Annotated in this window: 7 protein-coding genes; 6 read left to right on the forward strand and 1 reads right to left on the reverse strand. The window is 57.9% G+C overall.

The window, feature by feature from the left end:
• Positions 1 to 7: 7 nt before the first annotated feature.
• Positions 8 to 1846 carry an ABC transporter ATP-binding protein gene (locus QMG25_RS06940; RefSeq protein ID WP_283458632.1) on the reverse strand — a complete coding sequence of 613 codons (1839 nt, stop codon included), beginning with the start codon at positions 1844 to 1846 and terminating at the stop codon, positions 8 to 10.
• 327 nt (positions 1847 to 2173) lie between these two features.
• Here QMG25_RS06940 and QMG25_RS06945 point away from each other — a divergent pair, with 327 nt between their 5' ends.
• From QMG25_RS06945 to QMG25_RS06970, 6 genes are read left to right on the forward strand one after another with little or no spacing between them, the layout of a single operon-like run.
• Positions 2174 to 3517, forward strand: coding sequence for a glycosyltransferase family protein (locus QMG25_RS06945; RefSeq protein WP_283458634.1), 1344 nt, complete (start codon positions 2174 to 2176; stop codon positions 3515 to 3517).
• Positions 3514 to 4002 (forward strand): hypothetical protein, encoded by a 489-nt coding sequence (locus QMG25_RS06950; RefSeq protein ID WP_283458636.1) that lies wholly within the window; start codon positions 3514 to 3516, stop codon positions 4000 to 4002. Before QMG25_RS06945 ends, QMG25_RS06950 begins: the two co-directional genes overlap by 4 nt.
• 53 nt (positions 4003 to 4055) lie before the next feature.
• Entirely contained in the window at positions 4056 to 4721 is a 666-nt protein-coding gene (locus tag QMG25_RS06955) for a glycosyltransferase family 2 protein (protein WP_283458638.1), read from the forward strand.
• A 4-nt stretch (positions 4722 to 4725) separates the two neighbouring features.
• Positions 4726 to 5142, forward strand: coding sequence for a DUF2304 domain-containing protein (locus tag QMG25_RS06960; protein ID WP_283458640.1), 417 nt, complete (start codon positions 4726 to 4728; stop codon positions 5140 to 5142).
• 29 nt (positions 5143 to 5171) lie between these two features.
• Positions 5172 to 6248 (forward strand): acyltransferase, encoded by a 1077-nt coding sequence (locus QMG25_RS06965; RefSeq protein WP_283458642.1) that lies wholly within the window; start codon positions 5172 to 5174, stop codon positions 6246 to 6248.
• 58 nt (positions 6249 to 6306) lie between these two features.
• Complete coding sequence (locus QMG25_RS06970) at positions 6307 to 7452, forward strand: glycosyltransferase family protein (RefSeq protein WP_283458644.1); 1146 nt, start codon at positions 6307 to 6309, stop codon at positions 7450 to 7452.
• The last annotated feature ends 153 nt before the right edge of the window (positions 7453 to 7605 follow it).

Raw genomic sequence — 7605 nt, forward strand, 5'->3', positions numbered from 1 at the left:
GCCACACTCAGGAGCTTTGATCGGGCACGGCCACCGGCGACGTCAGTCCGGCCAAGGCGGCCTGCTGCGCGAAACTTGAGTTGGCGGCAACCACTTCGTCAAACGTGCCCCGGGTCTCGATGGTTCCTTCACTCATGAAGAACACCTGAGCGCAGTCACGGATTGTGGACAGGCGGTGGGCCACCGAGATGACGGTTACTTCGCCATGGAGTTCATGGATGGCTGCGGCGACGGCCGCCTCCGTGGCAGTATCCAAGGCGCTGGTTGCCTCGTCAAGCACCAGCACCAGGGGGTTCATATAGAGGGCTCTGGCGATGCCAAGGCGTTGGCGCTGCCCGCCTGAAAGTGATCCGCCCCTTTCACCCACACGGCCGTGGATACCCTGTGGCCGGTTTTCAATCGTTTCGAGTAGCTGTGCCTTGGCAAGTGAGGTGCGGACGCGGTCCTCATCCAAGTCTGCTCCCCAAGACAGAGCGACGTTTTGTGCCACTGAACCGTCAAAGATGGCGACTTCCTGCGGAACGTAGCCCACCCTTTTTCGCCAATCGGCCAGCACGTCTTCCAGCGGGACACCGTCTAGGGTCATCGTTCCGCTTGACGGTACAAGTAGGCCCAGGAAGATATCGATCAGCGTCGACTTGCCTGCGCCGGATTGCCCCACCACCCCTACTGAAGTGCCCAGCGGAAGTGTGAGGTTGATATTGGTTATTGCAGGGGTTTTAACCCCTGGATAAGTGAATTCAACGTTGCGTAGCTCAAGTGCTTTGGGGTCTCCCGAGATGGGAGTCTTGCCAAGAGTTTCGGCATTATTGCGGAACTCCTCGGCTTCGCGGATGTCTGCCATGACAAGTTCAGTGTAGGGCAGGGTGGACTGAACCAGCGTGACCTGTGACTGGATGGTGGTGAGCGCGGGGACCATCTTGAATCCCGCCAAGGCGAAAATTGCGACGGAAGACATGGCCGTTCCGATGCCACCGGTAAGGAAACCAACTGTGCCGATCAGTACGAAGCCGCCTATCAGCGCCATGTCAATCACAAACTTGGGCACCGTGGCGAGGAATCGAATGTTGGAGCGGGACCGTGCGGCCTTTTCCCTGCTGAGATAAACCACGTCGCCAACTTCCTCGGCCTTGTCCCTGAGCGTGATTTCCTTCAGTGCGGCCAGCATCTCCGCCACAAGGGTCGACATGCGCATGGCTGCGTCCCGGTTGACCCGTCCAGCTTCATACGATTTCCTGGACAGATACAGGTAGAGGAATGCAGCGATAATACCCAGATATATCACCGTAATCAGCGCTGTCTGCCATGAAGCAACGACCAATATAACGAACACCGACAGGAACGTAAGTGCCTGTGCGGGCAGGACCACGGCCGGAAACAACACCCCGGAAATCGTATTGGCAATTCCCACATCGATCATGCGGACTAGTTCACTCGTGGACCTGTTCTGACGTGAAATCCAAGGTGCTTTTATGTAGCTCTGAAAGAGCACCGTGCCGATCTCTAGTTCATAGTCTGCAAACTTCCTGGTGGAAACCCACTGCAGCCAGATATTTAGAAACGACTTCAGGATCATGACGGCTGCTGCGACAATGAGGACAACCAGCCCGACGTTCTGAGAAATTTCGCCAGTGAGGGGCAGCTGCATCGTTCCACCGGCGGATTGCGTCTGCATGATTTGGTTCAGCACCAACGCGAACACTCCAAGAGCTGCAGCATCCAAAAGAACCAACACAGATGAGAGCGATGCGAAGAGGAGCAGAAACCTTCTCGCATTGGCGGGAAGCAACGGCAACAGCTGGCCAAGGGTGCGGCGCAGGTTTTTCAAGGTTTTACTCCATGACACAGTAGAAGAATCCATCCCATACTACGTTGGATAGCTAAGTGTCGCTGTGTTGTTCGACTTGGTCTGCCCAACAGGTTTGGCCCCAAGTCGTAAGCTGGAGTCTCGATGCAATAATGGGTTGCAAGCGCCTAAGGGCTTGACACCCTGTTCTTTGAGCGGCCGTGGAGCTGGAGACCACAAGGATGACATCCCCTGGCGAGGCATCCGAATCCTCTGGAAATCCCTCGTGCCTGGCAGCACCAGTCGGGCAAGTCTGATATGCATTGTTCGGCTACACGAATGACCTGGGCGGCTACCGCCTGCATCGTTGAATTGGAGTAAGAAAGTATGACTCGCCCCCACCTCTTGTACATCGCTTTCGCCTTCCCTCCCAGCTCCGCATCGTCGGTCTATCGATGTACTGCGGTCGCCAACGGCTTTGTTGAAGCAGGATGGGATGTCACCGTCCTTACCGTCGACGAGCATATTTGGGCAGAAGTGACGGGAGCGGACAATCGTTTGCTAGATGCCGTGGACCCCAGGATCAAGGTTGTCCATGTATCCGACGGCGGTTCGGAGGAACCCAACCGCCGCGACTTGCGGCGCTATTCGCGACTCCGCATTGAGGCTCCTTATCTCTGGAAGGAACTATTTCGTCGTCGCAGCCGCAAAGGTTTTCCCGAGGACTTCCACGCCTCGTGGTTTGCGCCTGCCAGCAAAGCCCTCCAGAGGATCCACCAGCAGCAGCCAGTTGACCTTGTCATGGCCTCTGCAGCCCCCTACGTGTCGTATAAAATAGCGCGCGAATTAGTCGATGTTCCCTATGTTCTGGACTATCGAGACGCATGGTCATTCAGCACGTTCACAGGGGCCGAGATCTTTGACACTGCGTCCGAACGAGGCATGCTCGAACATGCCTATTTGAAGGGTGCGATGCAGACTTGGTTTGTGAATGACCCCATCCGCAACGAATACGCGCGCAGGTACCCCGATACGTGCAACAAGATGCGAGTGGTTCCCAATGGCTTTGACCCGCAACCGGGACACCGGAGTCCTGAAATCAAGGCAACACAGGAACCACGCATCGGTTACCTGGGTACGCTGCAGTACACGGCAGTTCCCTTGGACGAGTTCCTGGCCGGATGGGATTCTGTCTTTGGCACTCCGGATGCGTCAAAGGCACACGCAATATTTCGGGGGAAGCTGAGCCCCACCGGATTGGTTCCGTCAGACGTCCTGGAAATCTTCAATTCAGGCATGCATCGCGGTCTTGCCTATGAAGGTCCCATCTCCAAGCGAGACGTTGCCAGCTTCTATCAGAGCGTGGATGCGCTCCTGCTCATACTTCCGCCTGGCAAGTTCGTCACAGGAGGCAAGACGGCGGAGTACATTGCCACGGGGCTGCCCATCGTGTCTGTGCATGCGGCGGACAGCGCCGCATCAACGATGTTGCGGGACTATCCGCTCTGGTTCGAGTCCAAGGACCTGACACCGGAGGGCATCGCAGCCGCCTTGGAAGCATGCGCCAAGGAACTTGCCGCACCGGATCCTCAACGATGGGCAGAGGCATGGGAATTTGGGCAACAATTTGAACGGTCCGCGACCCTCCGCCCGGCGATCGCCGAACTCCGCTCCGCACTTGATTTGGGTGCTGTGCACACCCCACGAAACAGCGAGCGGAGCAAGCCATGAAGGAATCCATTCAACTTGCCATCCTTCTGGGCCGCGGTGAGCGGGCAGACATGGCCATTGCCGAGCTGTGGAGAAGTGCCCAGACTGCGGTGGCGGAATATGATGTGCCGGTACTCTGCGTCGCTGGATACGCCCAATTGGGCCACGAGGCGGATACTCTCAGCCACACCAACGTGGAAGTCGTCGGGCTGAAAGTTCCCCTTGCAGGTCGATTGGGCGCCCTTGTTGACTCCCTGGCATCCAAGCAGGGTCCGTTGGGAATCATGGGACGGTTGGCGAAATACAATCTAGCCTCGCGCCGAGTAGCGCACGCCCTGAAAGCGAACAGCAGGCTCATGGATCGTTTTTGCAACGCGGACGTCATTGTCGCCGCAGATCCGGAAGCTGACAGGGCTGTTTGGGGTTTGCGCGGCAAAACGGACGCACGACTCATGCACGGCCCCTTTGCCATGGCCAACGCGTTGTCCGAGGCGGCCAAAGATTGAGGCCGCGAGGAACTGCTGGCACCCGTGACTCGCGCCTATGGGATACTGGTGCGGTGAGTCGAACTTGGATAGTCATCCCCATGTACAACGAGGCGTCGGTTGTCGGCACCGTCATCGAGGGGCTGCGAGAGGTGTTCCCATTCGTCGTCTGCGTCGACGACGGCAGCACTGACGGCTCCCAAGAAGCAGCCCGTGCCGCCGGAGCCGTGGTGGTTCAACACCCGGTGAATCTAGGCCAAGGTGCTTCATTGCAGACGGGCATCGAATATGCGCTCAATGATCCAGAGCTGGACTGCATTGTCACCTTTGACGCCGACGGCCAGCATCGGGTGGTCGATGCGCAAGCCATGGCCGAGCGCATCAAATCGGGCGAAGCCGAGATAGTGCTGGGCTCCCGTTTCCTTGACAAAAGGACAAAGCTCTCCCCGGCCAAACGCTTGGTTCTGCGAACCGCAGCCGTGCAGTCGCGCATGGCCACCGGACTGGCGCTTACCGACGCCCACAACGGGCTCCGCGCACTCAGCCCCAAGGTTGCTCGGGGCATCCATCTGACACAAAACCGCATGGCGCACGCCTCGGAGCTGGTTCACCAGATTGCCGAGATGAAGCCCAAATGGGTGGAGCAGCCGGTGGAAATCATCTATACCGATTATTCCAAGGCCAAGGGGCAGTCCCTGCTAAATTCGGTCAACATCATCGCCGACCTTTTGTTTAGGTGACATTGTGCAAATAGTTGTTCAAATTTTTCTTGTCCTTGCCGTTGTCATCCTGTCTTTGGCGCTCATGCGTGGCGGATCGAATGCGCGGCACTTGGCGATCAGACGGATCATGCTGGTGCTGTTTGCCTGCGTGGCAGCGTTGTCAATCTTTTTCCCGCGACTGCTTTCGCAGCTTGCGGGCGTGTTTGGCATAGGCCGTGGAACTGATTTGGTCCTTTACGGGCTGATCGTCAGTTTCCTGGTGTTCATGGCCACCACCTATCAGCGTTTCCGACATATGGAAACCACCATGACCAAGCTTTCACGCAGGATTGCCCTCGATGAGACCAACCGGACTCAATCGCCGGCCATGGCAGCTGGCGTGATGGCAGCTGAAGTTGGTCCACCAAATCTTGGGCAGGCCGAGGCCGCCGCGGAATGAGTCAGGCAGCCAGTACTAGCGAACCCCGGGTGACGACTTCCGTTGCGGGCCAAGGCCGGCCGGCGCGCAACTACGGACTGGACGTTCTGCGGATCGTCAGTATTTGCGGAGTGGTGGCCATTCACGTCTTTGGACTTCGAGTGGGCGCAGAGCCCCATGATGGCCGGGGGTGGTGGGCGGCCGTCATTCTGGACATTGGCTTTATCTGGGTGGTGCCGGTATTTGTCATGATTTCAGGAGCGCTCCTGTTGGGGTCCCGCCAGGTGGTGGAGGCTCCAGCCGCGTTCTACCGTAAACGCGCCGCCAGACTCCTTCCGGCCTTGGTCTTTTGGAATGCTGTATATCTGGTTGGCGTCCGGATATGGATGAGACACGAGGAATTGTCCACTGCGCGGGTCTTGCAGCTTCTCTATGACAGTTCAGTCTTCACGCAGTTGTACTTTATCTGGCTCATTTTGGGCCTTTATGTTATCGCCCCAGTCTTGGCACCGTTTATCACGGCCAAAGATAACCATCGCGCGGTGGCCACTGCCTGTAGTTTGCTTGCCGTATCGGTCTTGGCCTTCATGGTGCCGGGTATTTTGGGATACTTCGATGTGTCCCGGCCCATACCGATGAATATCTTTAGCTATTGGATGCCGTATGTTGGTTACTTCGCGGCAGGCTACGCCTTTCGCAACGTTCGACTCAAGGGCTTGCCGCTTGCTGCAGTTTCATTGGTGACGGCTGTGTTGATCGGCTTTACGATCTGGCATTACGGGCATCGAGGCATCCTTCCATGGGCTGACAGGCTGTTGTCTGTTTCGTACCTTGGTGCGGGTGTTGCCGCGGCGGCGCTGGGAGTCTTCGTGGTCGGGCTTTCCTTGTCAGTGTTCCTCAGCGTTTCCTCCCAGGCAGGGACCCTCCTCGTGTCGCTCTCGAATGCATCATTCGGGGTCTTTCTTGTGCACCTGGTGATTTTCGAGGCGATTCGGCTCAACGTCCCGGCAGTGCTGGGCGCTACGTCTTTCCCGGCCATCGCTGCGGCCTACCTGGCAACCTTGGCTGGCAGCTTCGCCGTTTCCCTGCTGGCTTCGAAGGTTCCGCTGCTGCGTCGGGTGTTCTAGGCCCCGGCATTGCGGCGCGGGTACTATTGCCGGCAGTTGATCGGGAATAATGGACAGCATGACTGACCTTCCCTCTTTGCTGATCCTTACTTTCTCTCCCCTCCGGTCCGACCCCCGGGTCCTCAAACAAGTGGAGTTGTTCAAGGATAAATACCGTGTGGTCACCTGTGCCTACGGGGAAGCGCCCGACGGCGTGGCCGAGCACTTTGCGTTGCCGGAAGATTCACGCGGCTGGCCCTCGGACAAGGTGGGGCTCGTCAGCCGCCAATACGGGAAGGTCTACAACTCACTGCCTGCCGTGCAGTCGGCCCGCGCAATATTGCCCAAGGGCTCTTTTGACATTATTTTGGCCAACGACCTCAACACCTTGCCGCTCGCCCTTGATTTGGCTCCGAAGATGGGCGTGCATGCCGACCTGCACGAGTTTGCGCCCCGGGAGAAGGAAGACAACCTCAAGTGGAGGCTTTTCATCGCACCTTTCATGCGGTGGCTGTGCTCCCGCTACCTTCCCTCGGCTGCGTCGGTGACGTCGGTGTCTCAAGGCATCGCCGATGAATACCTCAAGGACTATGGAACTCCGACGGAGGTAGTCACCAATGCGGCTCCTTATGTGCAAGGCACCGTCAAGCCCGTGGGAGAGAAGGTTCGGCTCATCCACAGTGCAGCAGGACAGCGCTACAGGAAGCTGGAGAACTTCATCGAAGCCATGAAGGACGCCCCGGAGTGGCTGACCCTCGACATGATCGTCATGCCGAATGAACCAGACTACGTTGCCGAACTCAAGGCACTGGCAGCAGCTGTTCCTGCCATCACGTTCCGGGACCCGGTTCCCTACAGGGATCTGGTGGCCACCCTGGGCGAATACGACGTTTCTGTGGTCTTCCTGCCGCCCACCAACTTCAATTTGAAAAATGCGTTGCCGAACAAGTTCTTCGAGGCTGTCCAGGCCCGGATCGGGCTCATTGTTGGGCCTTCGCCTGCCATGATGGGGCTGGTCAGGGAATACGGGCTCGGGGCCATCACAGAGGACTTCTCTGCAGAGTCCTTGCGCAAGACTCTTCTGTCTCTGACACCGGCGGCCATCACCGAATGGAAGCGCGCCGCCGACGCTGCGGCAAACCCCCTGTCAGCGGAAGCGCAAGTCTCGGTGTGGGAGGCCGCCATTGCCAGGATCGCCGCAATCGACGGTGCGGCGATCCGATAAGTGCAGCGGCTGGCTAGGGAACATAATTTTTGAGTTTGGCCAGGACGTTGTTGCTGACTGTGGTGGGTCCGCCGAGAATGATGATTCTTTGTGGTTTTAGTCGGGTGAGTTCTGCTCTGATGGCATCTGGCAGGACGTTGGTGGCTGTGAGGA

This window comes from Arthrobacter sp. H35-D1 (assembly GCF_030063185.1).
Taxonomy (GTDB): Bacteria; Actinomycetota; Actinomycetes; order Actinomycetales; family Micrococcaceae; genus Specibacter.

Excerpts from the sequence above, each read along its gene's own strand:
- QMG25_RS06945 (WP_283458634.1), top strand. The coding sequence starts at position 2,174 with ATGACTCGCCCCCACCTCTTGTACATCGCTTTCGCCTTCCCTCCCAGC.
- QMG25_RS06950 (WP_283458636.1), top strand. The coding sequence starts at position 3,514 with ATGAAGGAATCCATTCAACTTGCCATCCTTCTGGGCCGCGGTGAGCGG.
- QMG25_RS06970 (WP_283458644.1), top strand. The coding sequence starts at position 6,307 with ATGACTGACCTTCCCTCTTTGCTGATCCTTACTTTCTCTCCCCTCCGG.